The sequence below is a fragment of the Cellulomonas fengjieae genome (assembly GCF_018388465.1).
Lineage (GTDB): Bacteria > Actinomycetota > Actinomycetes > Actinomycetales > Cellulomonadaceae > Cellulomonas > Cellulomonas fengjieae.
The window spans coordinates 2,268,511-2,285,344 of sequence record NZ_CP074404.1; the positions used below are offsets into that span (position 1 = coordinate 2,268,511).

A 16,834-nucleotide genomic window follows, 5' to 3' on the forward strand; every position below is an offset into this window, starting at 1 on the left:
TCGGTGCGGCGAGTGCACGACAGACGCAGGTCATCACAGTGCAAGCAATGCACACCAGAACCTCCGACCTTCCCCCCATCGAGCCGAGCGACCCGATCTGGACCGTCGAGCACCTCGCCGCGGCTCTGCGCCAAGGCGAGCGCGCCACCAGGACCCTGACCGGCGACGCGTCGTTCCCCGCCGGGTTCCGGCTCAACGACTCCCCCAATGCCCGTCGGTACTGGCTGCGTGAGCACGTCCTGGACCACTTCGCCTCCCTGTGCGCCACCTCCGCCGGCCCAGTGCCGGTGCCTTCTCAGCGTCGGCCCGCCGACACGGACGTCCTCGCCCGGACCGAGATCGCTGCATTGCGCGCCAACACCGGGCGTATCCGATGACCCGCCGCGACGGCGTGCTGGTCGGCAACGGGCACGTCACGCTGCACGAACCCACTGCGAGCAAACCGAACTACCGCCTCGACTACGTCGACGAGACCGGCCGCCGGCGCCAGCCCTCCGTGGGCCGCAGCCCGGCCGCTGCGCTGGAGCGCGCCAAGCGGATCGACGCCGCGCTGTCCCGCCGCCGCGGCGGCGACGACGAGCGCAGCCTCGGGGACCTCCTGGGCGAGTACCTGTCTACGCCGGTCAACCGGCAGCGCTCGCCGCACGGACGACTGACCGGGCGAACCTGGCAGCCGAACCAGTTCTCCTCGGTCACGCGCGACCTACGCCGCGCGGTCAAGGGACTCGAGGACATGGCCGCCTGGCAGGTCGACCGGTCGGTCATTGACGCCATGCGCACGGCCTGCGGCACCCCTGGGCAGGTTACGCAGATGACCGGACGAGTCCGCGGATTCCTGCGCTGGTGCGAGGAGCAGGGCGCGCTGTCCGCCGAGCAGGTCGGCCTCCTGCCAGCGACGCTGGCGCCCGTCAAACGTCCCAGATTCAGCCAGCCTGAGCCGCGCTCCGCCCGCCCGCATCAGGCACCTCTTCAGGGCCGGTCCGAGCTCTACGTCGACGAGGAGGACTGCCCGCCCCGGTCCGAGGTGCTCAGCCTGGCCGCGGAGCTCGGTCGGGCGGCACCGTCGTGGGGTGAACTGGCGGTGCACACCGCGGTGGCGGCCGGCCCGCGGCAGGGTGAGCAGTTCCAGCTACGTGCCAATGACATCCGCCCGTACGGCGCGGACGACTACGACATCCACATCGATCATCAGTGGTCGGACACCCCGGGACGCCGCGCGGCACCCAAGCACCGCAAACGGCGGGTGGTGCCCATCAGCCCGGTCACACGCGACGGCTACCCACTCCTGCAGGCGCTGCTAGACCGTGCCGAGCAGGCCCGCGTCGAGCAGGCGGAGGGCCGCAACCCCGAGGCTCTGCTCTTCCCCGCGCCCGGAGGTGGAATGTGGTGGCCCTCAGGCCTGTCTAGCGACCTCCTCGTGCCCGCAATGAAGGCGGCCGGGTGGACCTTCACGATGGTGCACGAGACCAGGACGCTACGAAACGGCACGTCCAAGGTCGTGGCTGTGACCCAGATGGACCGGACCTGGCACTCCCTGCGCCATCGCTTCGCCCGCGACATGATCGATTACTTCGAGATCAAGGAAGGCGCCCTGATGGCCATCGGGGGCTGGGCGACGCTGGAGGTCATACAGGCGCGCTACTACCGCACCGGCGCTGAGCACGTCGAGATGGCCCGCCATGCGCTGGGCCGGGAACATCCAGAGTCCTGATCCCCGCGGGTCTGCAGGTCGGATTGGGCACGGGTTCCCGCACGCAGTCGACCGCGTGCGCAGAATCTTCGGGCTCTTGCGCTTCTGCGCCGCGTCTGGTGGATCTGCTCCAGAGGTCTCCAGCTCGCTGTTCAGCGTGCGGGGTCCCCGCTCAGGGCGCGCCGGTTGAGCAAGGATTCGTCGTGGCTGTCGTAGTAGCAGACGGGCTCGGCCGCATGCGCCCCGTCGGGCAGCCGGTAGGTGCGTACGGCGTCGCGTACTCGCTGCGCAAGCTGGGCGTGGCTCAGGTCGGGATGCTTACGAAGCGTCTCGGTGAGCTGAGTCGTGTAGAGGCCCCGGGCCCGTTGGCCCCCTGAGTCGGGGAGCTCGGCCGCAGACTCGAGGTCCGAGCAGGCCGCAAACACGATCCGTGAGCGAGGCGGCGGCTCGGCCGAACGCTCAGTTAGGGCAGGCAGGGCTGGGAGCTCGCCAGTGGTTTCCTCCTGGCGCTCGCTGTCCGAACCTACCGTTCGCGGCCGGTGCGGCTGGCACATCCCGAGGACGGGCGGCTCGGGATAGATGATCAAGGAACCCCCGGTCAACGAGCGCACGGAGCTCGCAGAGGCGCAGGCGTCGACGACCATCACCCACGACGAGCCGGGTCGGGCCTTGGGCCAGAACGTCCCAGCGAACCAGTCGTCGACGAGGAAGCCGTCCTCGCACACGAGAGCTTCGTCGGAGTGGTCCTCATCGTCCCCGCTGTAATCCGCCAGGCCGACGCCGTGCCCGGCGAAGTAGAAGATGCTCAGGTCGCCCTCACCAGTCACGTTAGCCAAGTCCAGCAGCGCGGTCTGGACTGCTGAGAGGCTCGCATTCCTCTTGATGAGCGGGTCGTTGGTCGCCACCCCTCGGGAGGACAGGAGGCCACGCATCGTGGCGATGTCCACGAGAGTGCCCGGCAGCGGCTCGAGACTCGGGTCGTAGCGGACGCGCGTGGTGGGGACCCCGACGAGCAGGGACCGGGTCGTCACGAGGGTGGTGTGCTGCTGACCGACGGTGAGATCGCCGGCGGGGCTGTCGTGGAGCTCGTCATCCACGCGGTCGCCAGGATGACTATCAGGCCGCCGATGAGGACGAGCCCCGCACCGCGGAGCGCGCCGAGCGCCTTGATGACCTCAGCTGGGTCGACGGCGACGTTCCCTCGGAAGGTTGTTGACTTCCCCGCTGCGAACCGGCCGCGCCACTCGACCAGGGCCATCGCCAGGCCGAAGACCACCAGCGCCAGCCCGACCAGGAACGTGGGCCCGATGACACGAGCGGCCAGCTTGTTCGCTGGTGTCAGTGCGTCGTACACCTCTGCGCTCAGGCCGAGGTCCGGCTCCATCAGCGGGGTCAGCGCGGCAGTCAACCCCACCACCACCCCTGCTGCGAACAGGACGACCCAAGCGAACACCGCCGGCCACTTTGGCGGTTCCTCCCGTGGAGCGGTGCCTTCGCCTGCTGCCTCGGCACCATCGACGGTCAGCGTGAACGTCGCGCTCTTCGCGGGCGGGTTCGCCTGCGGGCCGTATGTCGCGGTCGCTGTGTACTCGCCGGCTGAGGTGGCGGACACGTTTGCGATCTTCAGGGTCGCGGCGTCCTGCCCGGTGGTGTCGGACGGGAACGTGCCAGCCTTGCCGTCGGCGCCCTTGAACGTCCAAGCCCAACTCTGCGGGTCACGAATGACTCCGGCTTCCTCGGAGACCGCGGTCAGCTCGAAAGGACTGGTCTCCTTCACCGTGTCGCTAGCCGCAGCCTTGCCCTCGAACATGATCTTGACCTCGGGTGCCATGGCCGACTCTCCGCTTCCCTGCGCAGGCCCGAATGGGGTCAAATCGGACTGTAGCGGAAGCTGGCGGCCGGATGGCAGGACGAAAGCGCGAGCCCACGCCCGGTGGACGTCTGTCGGTTGCTAAGCGCGGGCAGGTTCGCTCAGGACGCTAGGCACCGATCCCCCTTCACACGCGGCACCGGCACCGCATGGGCAGGTTTCCACCAAAGGTCTGGCTGTCATGCTCAGGTCTTGGTGGTCGCACGTTGCCCGCAGTGCGAGCCGATGACTCTGGGACGTGTACTCGACAGGGAGAGCGACGACGACGCCCGCGGAACCGATGCTGGTCTGCCCTGCCTGCTCTGTGCAGTCACAGACATCTGGCGACATCTGCGGCCCTACCGACCAGCGCCGAACGGTCCGTGCCGGGGTGTTGGTGCGCCAGAGCGCGATACCGAGCCCGGCGCAGCCGGCGACGAGGGCGGTCGGGCACCGTAGCCGGCGTACGCGGCAGCGGAGGACAGGTTCGCGGTGGGTTGCAGCCCCGACCCGAACCGCACCCACCCTTCGGGCAGACCGTCCGACCGGAGCTGTCTGAGGAACTCCCCGAATGGGCCAGTGGCGGTCGCCGTCGAGAGGTTCAGGCGGCGCAACATCTCCTCGACCAGGGTGAAGGCCGTCCCGGTCGCCATGACGAGTAGAAGCCAGTCCACCGTGGCGAAACGTGACGCACGCCGCGGCTGCCGCGACAGCACCGAGCGGAAGGAGCTTGAGGGCCTCCTCAGTAAGGGCTGCGATCACCGTGGACGGGTCGGCGGATATTACGGACAACTCGGCACCGGCCGCGAGGAGCCAGGAGATGACCCCGATGGCGACCGACCATGGGATGCACGCAGCGAATGAGCGCATGTAGCCCGACTAAGTCAACGACTTCGTGTCCGGACCGACGGCCCAGATGCCAATGGCGGTCTACGTCGGGCCGCTTCACGCGTGTTCGGCTAGCACCCGAGGCCAGGTGATGGGCACGCGGCAAATTGTCCAGACGCGTCTGGACGATTCTTCCGAGGTCCGACGCCCGCAACGTCGGCCCACCCAATCGGTCCGGACCGACGCTCATATCCCTTGAGGGCACGACCACACCGGTCGGGCCCTCGCTTCACGCCGGCTCGGCCAGCAGAGCGATGTGTCGGGACACGGGCCTGCGCAGCGGGCGGACGCGGACGATGCCACCGTCGATGTCCGCGATCTGCGCGACAGCCTGAGTGCGGGTGCTGCCCACGACGATCCAGGCGCCTTTGTGCCGGCGCTCGAGGTCGCGGGCCTTCCTGAACGGACCCCAGGGCAGCCCGGAGTCGTCCTCACTCCTCAGGTCGACCGGCAGGTCGACGACGTGCTTGCCCATCGTTGCTCCTGCTCATCGGGGCCTCGAAGAGATCGCTCTCGCTACGCCTGTTGGCGAAGATGCGGTGCGGCGAGCTTGTGCAGAACCTCGGGCGCCAAGTCGGCTCCATCAGGCCACGCGAGCGTGCCGCTCTCGTCGACGACCACCTGCGCGAACAGGCCATTGTCATCCCGGACCGCGGCGAGGAGTTGACGCTGGAGCATCGGGATCAGGTCGACCTCCCCAGCTGTGCGGTCGGTGTACTGGAGCCAGAGCTTGCGTCCAGCCGCGGGAGCGGACCGCCTGCACGTCAGGCGACGTCGGGGTGGTGTGACCCATGTGGCCTCGTCTCAGATGAGCGGTTCGCTCGCTCCCGGGTGCTCGTAGCGCTGCTGCCTTCTCCCAGGCAACCGCCCGGTCGTTGGCGTGCTTGGTGGACCCCTTGGGCAAGGCCTGAGCGCCGGGCGCGGCAGGTTGCAGTCGAGCACACGGCTACCGCCACAACCGGGCGACCGCCGGCAACGAGGCTGGGCTCAGCGCGCGTACGCGGCATAGATGCCCTGGAGCTGCGTGACCCAGAACGCGAGCTTGTCCCCGCTGGCGTGGAACAGGCCCTTGTCCTTGCCCAAGGCGTAGAACCCGGGTCCCGGCTCGTTGCCGCCCACGTAGTGCACCAGAGCGGACAGCATGAAGCCCGAGTCGGGGTAGTCGCGCGACACGATCAGGTACAGCAGGTGACCCATCGCCGCGCGGCCCAGTTCGCTGGAGAAGTCGAATCCAGGCAGGCCGGTGCGTTCCACGAGCTCGCGGTTCAGCTCGGTGTACGAGGTGTCCTCCCCCCGACGGGCGACCTCGATGAGGTAGGTACGCCCAGCTTCCTCGAGCTCGACCCACTCGCTGTCCTGGCGCCCGTAGCTGCTCACGTGCACAACGTAGCGACCCAGCTGGACGCGCTCGCGGTTGCGCGCCGCGAGCCGCCGCGGACAATGCTGCGGGACGGTGCCACTCGCGCCACCGAACCGTCGCACACGGCGCCCTGGTCGATCAGAGCACCGACCGCCGCTGGGCCGGCGTCCACTTGCTCCCCGCGCACCGAAGGCAGCGAGTGGGCAAGGCCGCCGCTGCGACGACGTACGGGGACCTCTCGGACCGCACGACTCAGCCCTCGCCGCTGAGCAGGTTTCCTCGTGACCCACGATGCTCCGCGGCGCGAGCACCATCAGCGCCACCGACGCTGTGCCGGCCGCCCGCGCAGCCACGGCGTAGCCGCGCCGACGCCGAGGGGTCAGTACCTGCGGGCGATGGGACGAGGTGCGCCTGAACCGTGCGCACCGTCCTGGCTCTCATCGCGCGGTGCGAGCAAGAATGCCGGGTCCTCGACGGGGACGGTCGGCACCTGCGCAGCCTGAGCGCGCGCTTCCCACCGCCGCTGGGCCGCGTAACGCTCCTCGGACGCAAGCCGCGCCGCAGTCTTCGCGTCGGCGGCCTCCTGCGCGACACGGTCAGCCAGGCGCCGACTCTCCTGCGCGTGATGAGCTGCCGCCGCGACGTCCGTCGCCGTAGCCAACGCTACGTCTGCGGTCGCAGCGCGATACGCAGCTCGGCGGGCCTGGAGCCCCAGGTCGTGAGCGACCCGGGACGCCTCGGTCGACCGCTGCTCGGCGGCCCGACGCTCAGCGAGCAGGGCTGCGTACTCGCGCAGCTCCTCGCCGTCAGCTGATGCCCTCACACGCCACCTCCCACCGAAGATTCGGCCGCCCGCGCTCCCGACTTGAGCCAGCCCGAAGCGCCGAGACGCAGCACGAAGGACACCGCTCGACGCGTAGACCGGTGGGGAGCTTGACCCGCTTTCCCGAACGCCAGGTCTGAGGCGAGGACCGCCTCGGCGACAGAAGCCCTGAATTGTCTGCAGCCAAGCCACCGGAGGTCCGGCGCCAAGCAATGGACCTGGCCCGTTCGAGTCAGCAACCGGCCGCGAAGATCGCGTCCAATCTAGGGATCAGCGAGTCGGGCCTGCGCCGGCGGGTGGCCCAGGACGACATCGGCGCCGGGCGCCGCGAAGGCATCAGCACCGACGAGCGCCGCGAGCTCGTCGTGCTGCGGCGTCGCAACCGGGTGTTGGAGATGGAAGGCGAGATCCTCAAGCGCGTTTCGGCCTACTTCGCCCGGGAGAACGTCATCCCAACCTGAGCGCCCGGCGGGTCCAGGGACTTGCGACTGACGTGGTGCTCGGCGCGCTGACCTGCCGGGTACTCAGGATCTCTCGCTCGGGCTCGATGACGCCCTTACCTAGCGCGGGTGCCTGCCGGGTACGCGTGAAGCCGGCCGACGTGAAGCGCCACCGGCACCTCGGCCGTAACTCCGGCCATTCCCGCAGGAGCACCGCCTCCGCCGTCGCCTTCTGCTAGCCCGTCGTGCGTGCATCTCAACGCCTTCGATGCTTGTTGCTCGCGCGGCGTATGGCGCGCGGCTTCGCGTGCGGCGGCAGTACCCGTGGCGTGCGATCTGGCGGGACGAGTTTCATCTCGCGTGCTAGACGGTCCAGCTCCGGATCTGGAGAGGGCGGGTCTGGCATCCAGAGCGTCATGCGCGGCTTTCCGTCGGGCCGCAAGAAGAAGGCCATGGCGCGGTCGGCGTGCTCCTGGTGCTTCTTCGCGCGCAGGTACAGGCTCAGGTGATCGATGTTCTTCGGAGTGTCCGGTCCGGTGGCGAAGATGAACAGCCATCGACCGGAGTCACTCGTGCCCCCGGTGGCGTAGGTATGGAACTGCCCGTCCCGCGCGGACAGGCGGAGCGCCCCGAGGGCGTTGTCGGCGAGTGCCTGCTGTGCGCGTGCCGAGTGCCCGTCCAGGTCGGAACTGGTCCTCCACCATCCGGGAGCGCCATGAGCGGTCATCTGGTCGATGATGCCTCGCACGAACTCATTGCTGTCTCGGGTCGGGCGGGTCGCGGGTGCCGAGGAGCTGCCCTCCCGACTGTAGAACCACGCGTCGAGCGGGTCGGTGAAGGTGCCGACGACCGTGCGGCCCTGATCGGCGTAGTTGCGCCGGTCCTTCGCCGTCGGCGGGCGACCTCCGGGGTGGTCGTGGTGCAGGCGGTCGGGGTCCGGCTCGAAGTAGAAGCCGCCCCCGATAAACCACATCACGATGTCGAGCTCGTCGACTGCTGTCACCCAGAGGGCGGCGTCACGGTTGGTGCGCCGGCGAAGGTAGGTAAGGAACTCTTCGGGACGATCGAAGAGCTCGGCGATTACCAGGATGTCGTGCACGCTGACGATCCACGGGAGGATCGTCTGCGTCAGGACACCGCTACGTACCAACGCTTCGACGTCCAGCGCAGCTGGGCCGAGGTCGTCTAGCGTGACGACGACACTGTAGATCTCACGGATGTCGGGCAGGTCGAGCCACGAACCGTCCTCAAGCCAAAGCCCGTGGTGGGTGGCCATGAGTGTTCGGAGGCGGTCTGCTTGAGCTGCAGCCTTGCGGACCGTCTCCTTCAGGTCCCGGTGCAGATGCGTGGTGCGCCCTTGGCGTGACGGTGTCCTGATCGACCCTGCCTTCACCTCGATGCAGAGCGCGACGCCGTCGAGCACCAAGAGAGCGTCCGCCTCGGCACTCTCAGCCTGACGGGCGCTTGTTGAGGACGCGGACAGGTCGACGGCCTGGCCTGCGCGGGGTGCGGCGCGGTAGCGAAGCTGGCGGTGGATGTCACCATGACCCTGAACCAGCCTGTGGAACGTGTCGGCGACAAGCGCTTCTGCCGTAGCGTCGCGACCTTTCCCGTACTTTGCCCAGGCCGCTGCGTCCTTGGCGATCGGCGCCTCGGCTGCTCGACGGATCTCGTCGAGCGCGATGGCGCCAGGCAAGACCAAGTACCCGCGGCCTGGCGCCTTGATGATCCCTTTGCCGGCCATGGGATTGCGGCCGGCGACAAACTCTTCGATGAGCTCGAGGGACGTCCTTCCGTTGGGCGCGACGCTGAACACGTCGAGGACACGCGTCACGACGTCAGGGTCGAGTCCGGTGTGGCCGGCCACCTGCCCGGGGGTGATCAGGTCGAGCACCGACGGCGTCATGAATAGCGAACGCAGGGCTGCGAGCGTGCCCGCGTCCGGCGCCGCGTCCGTCGCCGCAGCGTCGGCGATGCGTTCGAGGACGGCCTGGTGCTCCGCGCCGAGGACATCGACCAACGTCTCGCGTACCGCCAGGACATCTGCGTACCCGAATCCGAGTACGCGACGCCAAGTGGCATCGGCGTTCGGTCGGCGGAGGGTCGCCTCGTTGATCCGCTCGGCCATCGAGACGTACTGCCGTCCGCGAACAGTCGTCTCGTAGCTGCGCAGCCGCCATGCTATGTCGCTGACTGCCGCTTCAGATGCCGACTGCTGCACCGCCTCCGCGCGGGTCGCCATCGACGCGAAATCCGCGAGGTAGACCACGCGCGCAGCCGCCTGGACGAGATCGGGGACGATCTCGGCTGTGCGTGCCGACGGATTCGAGCGCTCCGGCAAGCCACTACCGAGCAGGACGAGAGCCACGACTTCAGCACATGCCCAGGAGTCGGCAATCCGAGAGCCACCTTCGGACCAGAGGGCGAGGTCCGGGGGAACGAGGTACTGCCGGAGCATCGACATCACGTCGAGTGCGTCGTGGCCGGACAGTAGGTCGGACAGGGCCGTGGCGGTGCGCTCGACCTCCACAGCGAGACCAACGGCGCTCCTCACCCCCTCCCTCTCAGTCTCTTTCTCCTTTTCTTCCGCGTCCGCGTACGCGACCAAGAGCTGGACCGCCGACTCAAGGGCTGCAGAACTGCCCGCCACCACGCGCAGACGCTGACCCTCAGGGCTGATGTAGACCGCCTCGTGCGAGGTCATGCTGGGTTCGGGGTCCACTGCGCGTGCCCAGGAAGGCAGACGCGCCCGTCGGCTATCGGTGTCGTCCGAGGCTGGATTCACGCGAAGAGCGTGTCAGGTGCCACTGACGGACCGCTCTACGACACTCGCGGGACGCCGGTCGGCATCGGCCAACCCGCCCTCAGTGACCGGACGCGGCGCAACGCCGATGCAACCCCCAAGAGGGTCCAGGCGCAACGCGAGGAACCCAGCACAGTGCCCTCCAGTCGCTCATGGTGAGCGGCGAAGGGCACGAGAAGAGCTATTCCCGTTCCCTTCAGATCAGCCGGCTCCCGCCGGCCGAAGGGCACTTATTGTGAAGAACATGCACCCCGCGGGATCCTCCGCCACCCGCACTCCCCTGGCCGGTCGGCTGGACCCCGACCGGCTCACCGCGAGTGCCGGGGACGCAGCACCGGCAGGCCGGTTCGCCCGTTTCGTCGCGAAGGGCGAGGAGCAGCGAGTCCGCGACGAGCAGGGCCGCACGACGCATGAGCTCGAGTCCGGCTCGGTCCGACCGCAGGAGTGGGCCGACAGCGATCCCACCGCGATCCTGCAGCTTCCCGGTGGCAGGCACCCGGTGGACCTCACCATCGGCCGCTCGAAGGAAGGCAAGTCGCGCACGGAGTTCGCCCGCAAGGTGCGGTCCTGCTGCGAGATGCTCGCCGGAGCCGAGCCCCGCTCCATGTCCACGGAGGACGTCCGCGCGTTCCCCTGGCACCAGGTAAGCGTGGAGCAGGCCGAGGACTTCCGCCGCGCCATATACGCCCGGTACGGCCCGCAGACCACGCGCAACGACATGGTCTCGGCTGTGCGCCGGGTGGTCGCCCAGTGCTACAAGGCGGGTCTGATGAGCGCGCTGCGCCACGACCTGCTCCTGGACGCCCTGTACACGCTGGCGCCGGGCCCCTCGAGCAAGCGCCGCCGGCTGTCCTCACTCGAGATCGCCGACCTGCTGGCCGCCTGCGAGACACTGGGCACCCCCACGGAACGCGCCCGCAACTCCGCGATCGTCGCGCTGTTCTGGACATCCGGCATGCGGGTCGGCGAGCTGGTCAACATCCGTGTAGACGACTGGGACCGCACCGGGAACACGATCTTGCTGCGCGACACCAAGAACGGCCGGAACCACGTCGTGTTCGTTCACCCCGGAACTTCCGGCTACCTCGAGCGCTGGCTCGGATTCCGCGGCCCGGGGCAGGGGGCGCTGTTCTGCCCGACCCGAGGCTCCGAGAAGCGAGCCCTGAGCCCGTGCGGCATTCGCTACATCCTCCGGAAGCGCGCGGACGCTGCTGGCGTCGCACCATTCGGATGCCACGACTTTCGCCGTACGTTCGCCACCTGCATGCTCGAGCGGCACGACGCATTTCTCGTCAGCAGCCTGATGAACCACAAGAAGCCCCAGAGCACGATGGTCTACGACCTGCGCGGCGACGAGGCGAAGATCGCCGCCGTCGCGGGCCTGTACCTACCGTCGCTGGGCACTACGGCCTCGGGCAACGAGACGGCCAGACGGCGATCCGCCGCATGACCGGCGCGCTGATCCACTCCGTAACCGAGCAGGACGCGCTCAGGGTGGCCCTGCGGGCCGAGGCCCTGCAGTTGTTCGCTGACCGCTACCGGCACAGCCCGGAAAGCCAGCGGGCCATGCTCGGCGGCCTGCGCCGACTGGCGACCACGTTCAGCGAGGGCGCCAACGACGAGCGCACCTTCCCGTGGGAGCTCCTCGTCAACGAGCAACTCGCGAACGAGGTGTGGTCGAGCGTGGCTGCTGGGTTCGCCCACAAGACTGCCGTGCGCGACGCCTCGGCACTCCGCGTCCTGCTGGGGTTCTGCTACCGCGTCGGGCTCCTGACGTACGAGCAATACCGGCACGCACGCTCGTTCGAAGCCAAGGGCGGCAAGCATCTCCCACGCGCCGGCACCTACCTGAGCACCGAGGACATGGCAACGATCGTGCACACCACCGAGCACGGCAGGGGCAGCGCGAACACCCGGATCCGGGACGTCGCTCTGCTGATGACCATGGCCGGCTCGGGTCCGCGCCGCGACGAGGTCACCAACGTCCTTCTCAAGGACGTCCACGTGAGCGAACGCCGGGTCTGGCTCGGGAGGACCAAGGGCGGCAGGCCGCGCGACGCATACCTGCACCCGTCGGCCGTTGAGGCGCTGACGCGGTGGCTGGAGGTCCGGGGTGAGGCCCCCGGGGCGCTGTTCGTCCCGCTGTCGCGGACCGGTCGCCCCATGCTCGAACACGGCAACCTGAGCGCCCACCAGACGTGGAAAATCATTCAGGCCCGGGCCTCCGACGCCGGATTCAACGGAATCTCGCCGCACGACTTCAGGCGCTTCCTGATCTCCCATCTGCTCGAGACCACTGACGTCGTCCTGGTCGCGGCCATCGTCGGCCACAAGAGCACACAGACGACCGCCGAATACGACCAGCGGCCGGCTGCCAAGCAGCGCGACGCGGTGGCCACGATCGAGCTACCCACTCTCGGTCGCGTGGTGCCCGACCGGCCGGCGGGCTGACCCGCACGGCCCACGGGCCGCGGGTTCGGCAAGACTTCTCTGTGTCGGATCCCCCGACGTGCCGCCATCGTCATGCAGCAGGGCCGGACGCCCGGCGCCGCGTGGGTCCAGCTTCGATACCTATCACCCATGAAACCATGAACGTGAACCCCTTAGGCGAACTCCATAACGGCCCTCTCGCCACTCCGAGGCTCACCGGTCCAAGGCGATCTGCTCAGCCGCGCGTCGCAGCCACGGCCGAGCCGACGCCGACGCAGTCCGACCGGATGAGGGCGCTGCGCGCCGAGCTGGCCGGCATCCTGCGCGACCCCGAGGCGCGCGGCTGCTTACCGCGGTCAGGGTGACGCTCAGCGTCCCGGCCAGCTCAGTGAGACGCCACCGCTCGTCCGCACACCCGGCACAGCGCATCTGTACATCCGTGGGTGGACTCACCCGTTTCGTAGTCGTGCACAGCGGGCAGGTCGTTACTCAGCGGCGTCCGACAGGGCCTCTCGTCGAACGGATTACGGATGACGTACCAGGGCAGTGTGCCCACCGGGCGTGACACAGCAATGCGGGCGGCGATCGCGGCGGCAGGCTGCAGCGCAGCGCAATTGCTCGGACCGTCCGCCCATAGGGAGGCATAACCAACGGGGACGGCGAGGATGGACTCGGCGGCGGTGAGAGGCTTGGCATCGGGATCCGACATCGCGGCGGTGAGGATATGCATGCGGGAGGACCGTGCCGGGGCGCGCGTGCGGCGCAATCGGCACACGTGACGACCGGTGTCTCGCACGAGATCAGGCGAAATCTCTCAACTGTCGGCGGGCGCTTCCGACTGCCCATCTATCGGCTCCAGAAGCACCGGCAGTTCTGCTTCTCCTCCGCTGCCGCACGCGATTGGCAGACAGGTCCCAACTGCGCCGAGGAGGTGTTCGCGCGGCTCCGCAGCAGAGCAACGCCCCGACGGTGCGGCTCGACCGGTCAGGAGGCAGACGAGGGCTGACCGCCCAAAAACGCGCGCACGCGCTGGAGGTTGGTGAGCGTCAGGCCAGGCGTGGCCATCGTCGTGAGGAGCAAGCCATTGGAGCGGGTGTCGTCTCGCAGCGCCCGCTTGACGTCTCGATCCAGCAGGTCATCCGTCCAGACGTACGGCGCGCCCGGCTGGCTGTCGATGTGTTCGAGGACGCGACCCGTCTTCCACCAGATCTCACCGCGCCGCGGGTGCGAGACCCACCCTCGGGGCTGAAGGTCCCGCGGCTGCGGACACACGTCGAAGTCGTCCAGACCAACCGCCGGTGCGAGGACAGTGCGCGCCTCGTCATTCCACGTGGTCAGCCATACGACCCGCGCAAGGCGCTCTCGACTCATCGCGTTGATCTCCGCGATGACTGGCGCGAAGAACTCAATGCGGTACACCGCGCCCGCAACAGCTACGTCGGTCGTTTCATAGCGACCATGCTTCTGGTGCGGGGTCCGCGTCGCGTTGACTACCCCATCGACGTCCAGGAACCACGTCGGCGTCGAGGGCCGCGACGTTGGTTCTGCTCTCACGCCACGAACTTAGCGAAAATCGGGGATCCTGATCTGCTCACCCAACGGCGGCCCGCACCCCCACCCCCTCGCGAAGGCAGCCGTGGTCTGCCCTGGCCGGTCCATGGCCTGAGCTGCTGGATCTACCTACGGACGGCTGTCGGTGCTGACCACCGCCTTGTCAGGGGTGCCAGGACTCGAGCATCGGCAACCAGTTCCGCCCTGGCCGGAAACCCGATCCTCCCGCACTGCTGCTGCCCTACGTTCGGCCAGGAGCTGGTCGACGAGTCCATCACCTTGTAGTTCAGCGCGCAGCGCTTCGAGATCGTGTTCACGGTCCGCTCGCGCCATCGTGCAACCCCCAACCAGAACCGGCCACGCATCGGGTAACGATGCCAAGCTCTCCCAATCCAGCGGCGGGCACCGACGACGCGCGCAGCTGGCGGTCTCGACGGCGTCAACTCTCCGCCTCCCGTCGAGCGCGGTCAAGGCACCAGGGCCGCGGCGCGATCTACTTTCCGGTGTTCAGGGCTGTCGTGGCGGGGCCGGGCCGAGGGCTGGTTCAAGGTCGACTCGCAACCCACCTATCGACAGCCGTCCTGGGCATCGAGGGGGCGTTACTCAGGAAGACGACACGGCGTCACTGAGCGAGGAGCGCGGCCACGACCACTCGAGACGCGACTCCATTAGGTCACGAGCCCGAACACGACCCTGCAGCAGTCCCTTGCCTGGTGCACTACTGGACTGCCGAGTCCAGCGAGGCGGATGGCCTCCGCGTCAGAGCGAGTCGAGGTCGGCGAGCGCTGCTGCCGACACCGGAACGGTCTTGTCCAGGTGGCGATCCTCGATCGATGTCGCATTCGTGCGAGCTGTCGCCACGAGCTTACGTGCGGCCAGGCGGCGCTCATCGAACTCGAGCAGGTCGCAGACCCGGATGCGTCGGTGCGTGCCGACACGCGTGAACGCCAACGCACCGGCGTCCATGAACGACAGCAAGTGAGGCCGGCTCATGCCGAGCATCCGCGCGGCCACGTTCGGCGAGACATGCTCGTCCTGCTCGAGCAGCGTCACGCGCCCGCCGCGACCGAGGGTCACGGCGAGGTTCTGGAGCAGTCCGAGAACCACCGAGTCAGCAGCAACCCGCCCTTCGGCAGCTTCGAGAACGCTGCGCAGATCCCGCAGAGTCTCGGGCTCCGCACTGACCGTAGTGACCATGACGCACCTCTTCCTATCTGTCACAACTGTAGGTGATGAGTGAGCGCACGCGCATAGATCTCCAAGCTCAAGATCTATGGGTTCAGGATTGGGCGGACGGGCCGTGCGTCGAAGTGCGGGTGTCCCGAGGCCGAGGCGACCAGTCAAGGCCGATATCGAGGACGGATGCGAGAGCTCGAGGACGCGCTAGAGCACGCACTCGCACATCGCCCCGCCTCAACCTCTCGTGGCGGGGCGATGCGCTGCGCAACGCAAGACGGAAGCGACCGAGAGCGCGCGGACCGCATGCCGACCCCCGGTCGCCGCGGACGGCTCGCTGATCGAGAGCGACCTTCCGGCCGACGTAGCCCTTCGGCGGGCAACTGCCTGCGGCGGGTTGTGGTCGGACGGCCGCTCGCGCGTCAGCCATGACCGACGATCGCGGTTTCCTTTGAGGAGCACCCCGTGATCGACTGAACATCGCCTCGGCGTCGTCGAACAGCCAAGACCGCTGCTCTGTCCGCCAAGCGCCACGCAGGCCCGCAACCGGCGGAGGACCACGATCGGCTGGCTATAGCGCCTGCGCGCGGCTGCTCGATCCTGGATTGCCCGAGGTCGGCGCCGATCACACGGGCAGACGCCGCCCGCAACGCAAGGACGCTCACCGGGTCAACCGCCCCAGAAGCGCATCAGCCGCCAGCGCATTCCCCGCATGGGTCAGGTCCGCCCACGCACGCCATGGAGACAGCAGCGGCACGCGCCCGTCGCCCCGCCGCACAGCCTCCAGCAGGTGCGGATCTTCGCTGACAGCGAGTGTCAGCGTCGCCGATTCGGGAGCTGCCGGCGTCGCGCCTACAGCACCCAGGTCCACCAACGACGCCGACCACAGCCATGCGGACCGTGGTCGTGCCCACGCCGCCCAGGCGTCGGCGGCCACATCGCCACTGACTCCGTGCTGGACCTCGACCTTCTCGAGGAGCCCGGAGACTAGGGCCGCCGCCTGCACGGGCGGCTCGAGCATCGTCCACGTCGAGGCCAGATGGGGCGACGAGGGGTACCGCTCCACCAGCCACGCCGCCAGGTCACGCCGATCGCGGGCAGCCCAACCGCGGCGGGAACGCTCCACCAAGTTCTCAAGCTCCTCAAGCACCTGAGTCACCCGGACCCGAGTGACCCCCGCACGGGCCGCCAACTCCTTCTGGCTGCCCGCCGGCGCCTCCAGCAGCGCAAACACGACCGCGTACGTCCCCCAGGGCACCCGCCCAGGGCGCCGCGCCCGCGCGGGGCCTACCGGGGCCCCGCGGCGCAGCTCATGGGACACGCCAGCAGCATCTACAAGGACACCCTGTAACTCGCCAGCCTCCGTGCACAGCACTGAGACACCCGCCGCAGCGGCCGCGAGCGCGGACTGCTGCGACAACCTGGGGGTCAGCACCAGCAGCCGCACCGCCTCTGGCGTTGAGGCAGCGAGTTCCCCGACACTCGAGGGACGCAGGGCACGGCCGCGCAATGACTTGACCCGGTACACCGTCGTGGCCATGCCCGGTCCCCGCAGCACCACATCCGCGCCCAGGCCTGGGCCTGGTGCCGGAGCATCCGCGACAATGCCACGCTCGGTAGCGAGCTCGTTCCACACCCGAGGTGATGTAAGCATCATGCGTCTCCCGCGCCTATTGCTTACATCCTAGGTTGGGCTTCGCCGTGAGCAGGGCGTGCTGACCTCCCGAAGCGGTCGGTGTACGACAACTCGTATCCCGACCACGAGCTCCTCGCGGCGTCGACCAGCCTGCTGTCAGCTTCCTGCAGTACCACGACGTCGGCATC

The 16,834-nt window shown here is 68.6% G+C and carries 16 protein-coding genes; 6 read left to right on the forward strand and 10 right to left on the reverse strand.

What is annotated here, in order from left to right; genetic code table 11:
• Positions 1-47 precede the first annotated feature (47 nt).
• Together KG102_RS10540 and KG102_RS10545 are read left to right on the forward strand one after the other, a co-directional pair.
• A complete protein-coding gene (locus KG102_RS10540) occupies positions 48-377 on the forward strand; it encodes a hypothetical protein (RefSeq protein WP_208288962.1) in 330 nt (109 codons plus the stop codon).
• Complete coding sequence (locus tag KG102_RS10545; RefSeq protein WP_208288961.1) at positions 374-1,711, forward strand: site-specific integrase; 1,338 nt, start codon at positions 374-376, stop codon at positions 1,709-1,711. The genes KG102_RS10540 and KG102_RS10545 overlap by 4 nt, the downstream gene beginning before the upstream one ends.
• 131 nt (positions 1,712-1,842) lie before the next feature.
• Here the strand turns inward: KG102_RS10545 and KG102_RS10550 are convergent, their stop codons facing one another.
• The 5 genes from KG102_RS10550 to KG102_RS10570 all read right to left on the reverse strand — a co-directional run bounded on the left by KG102_RS10550 (position 1,843) and on the right by KG102_RS10570 (position 5,804).
• A complete protein-coding gene (locus KG102_RS10550) occupies positions 1,843-2,787 on the reverse strand; it encodes a caspase family protein (RefSeq protein ID WP_208288960.1) in 945 nt (314 codons plus the stop codon).
• On the reverse strand, positions 2,718-3,521 hold the full coding sequence (locus KG102_RS10555) for a hypothetical protein (RefSeq protein ID WP_208288959.1): 804 nt from the start codon (positions 3,519-3,521) through the stop codon (positions 2,718-2,720). Before KG102_RS10555 ends, KG102_RS10550 begins: the two co-directional genes overlap by 70 nt.
• Positions 3,522-4,656: 1,135 nt before the next feature.
• A complete protein-coding gene (locus tag KG102_RS10560) occupies positions 4,657-4,902 on the reverse strand; it encodes a hypothetical protein (protein ID WP_208288958.1) in 246 nt (81 codons plus the stop codon).
• A gap of 41 nt (positions 4,903-4,943) precedes the next feature.
• Complete coding sequence (locus KG102_RS18990) at positions 4,944-5,105, reverse strand: hypothetical protein (protein ID WP_322972662.1); 162 nt, start codon at positions 5,103-5,105, stop codon at positions 4,944-4,946.
• Positions 5,106-5,414: 309 nt separating this feature from the next.
• A complete protein-coding gene (locus KG102_RS10570) occupies positions 5,415-5,804 on the reverse strand; it encodes a hypothetical protein (RefSeq protein WP_208288957.1) in 390 nt (129 codons plus the stop codon).
• A 401-nt stretch (positions 5,805-6,205) separates the two neighbouring features.
• Between KG102_RS10570 and KG102_RS10575 the strand changes: the two genes are divergently transcribed.
• Positions 6,206-6,601: a hypothetical protein gene (locus KG102_RS10575; RefSeq protein WP_208288956.1), complete on the forward strand. Its 396-nt coding sequence runs from the start codon at positions 6,206-6,208 to the stop codon at positions 6,599-6,601.
• 221 nt (positions 6,602-6,822) lie between these two features.
• On the forward strand, positions 6,823-7,071 hold the full coding sequence (locus tag KG102_RS10580; RefSeq protein ID WP_208288955.1) for a hypothetical protein: 249 nt from the start codon (positions 6,823-6,825) through the stop codon (positions 7,069-7,071).
• A gap of 235 nt (positions 7,072-7,306) precedes the next feature.
• On the opposite strand, the gene KG102_RS10585 is transcribed toward KG102_RS10580, so the two are convergent.
• On the reverse strand, positions 7,307-9,754 hold the full coding sequence (locus KG102_RS10585; RefSeq protein ID WP_208288953.1) for a hypothetical protein: 2,448 nt from the start codon (positions 9,752-9,754) through the stop codon (positions 7,307-7,309).
• Between the two features lie 598 nt (positions 9,755-10,352).
• Between KG102_RS10585 and KG102_RS10590 the strand changes: the two genes are divergently transcribed.
• Both KG102_RS10590 and KG102_RS10595 read left to right on the forward strand, forming a co-directional pair.
• A complete protein-coding gene (locus KG102_RS10590; RefSeq protein WP_208288951.1) occupies positions 10,353-11,303 on the forward strand; it encodes a tyrosine-type recombinase/integrase in 951 nt (316 codons plus the stop codon).
• Positions 11,300-12,304: a tyrosine-type recombinase/integrase gene (locus KG102_RS10595; protein ID WP_208288949.1), complete on the forward strand. Its 1,005-nt coding sequence runs from the start codon at positions 11,300-11,302 to the stop codon at positions 12,302-12,304. Before KG102_RS10590 ends, KG102_RS10595 begins: the two co-directional genes overlap by 4 nt.
• Before the next feature lie 364 nt (positions 12,305-12,668).
• Here the strand turns inward: KG102_RS10595 and KG102_RS10600 are convergent, their stop codons facing one another.
• The 4 genes from KG102_RS10600 to KG102_RS10615 all read right to left on the reverse strand — a co-directional run bounded on the left by KG102_RS10600 (position 12,669) and on the right by KG102_RS10615 (position 16,244).
• Entirely contained in the window at positions 12,669-13,013 is a 345-nt protein-coding gene (locus KG102_RS10600; protein WP_208288947.1) for a hypothetical protein, read from the reverse strand.
• Between the two features lie 254 nt (positions 13,014-13,267).
• Positions 13,268-13,837 (reverse strand): HAD domain-containing protein, encoded by a 570-nt coding sequence (locus tag KG102_RS10605; RefSeq protein WP_208288945.1) that lies wholly within the window; start codon positions 13,835-13,837, stop codon positions 13,268-13,270.
• Positions 13,838-14,593: 756 nt separating this feature from the next.
• Positions 14,594-15,031: a helix-turn-helix domain-containing protein gene (locus KG102_RS10610; RefSeq protein ID WP_208288944.1), complete on the reverse strand. Its 438-nt coding sequence runs from the start codon at positions 15,029-15,031 to the stop codon at positions 14,594-14,596.
• A gap of 640 nt (positions 15,032-15,671) precedes the next feature.
• Positions 15,672-16,244, reverse strand: coding sequence for a cyclic nucleotide-binding domain-containing protein (locus KG102_RS10615; RefSeq protein WP_208288942.1), 573 nt, complete (start codon positions 16,242-16,244; stop codon positions 15,672-15,674).
• Positions 16,245-16,834: the final 590 nt, after the last annotated feature.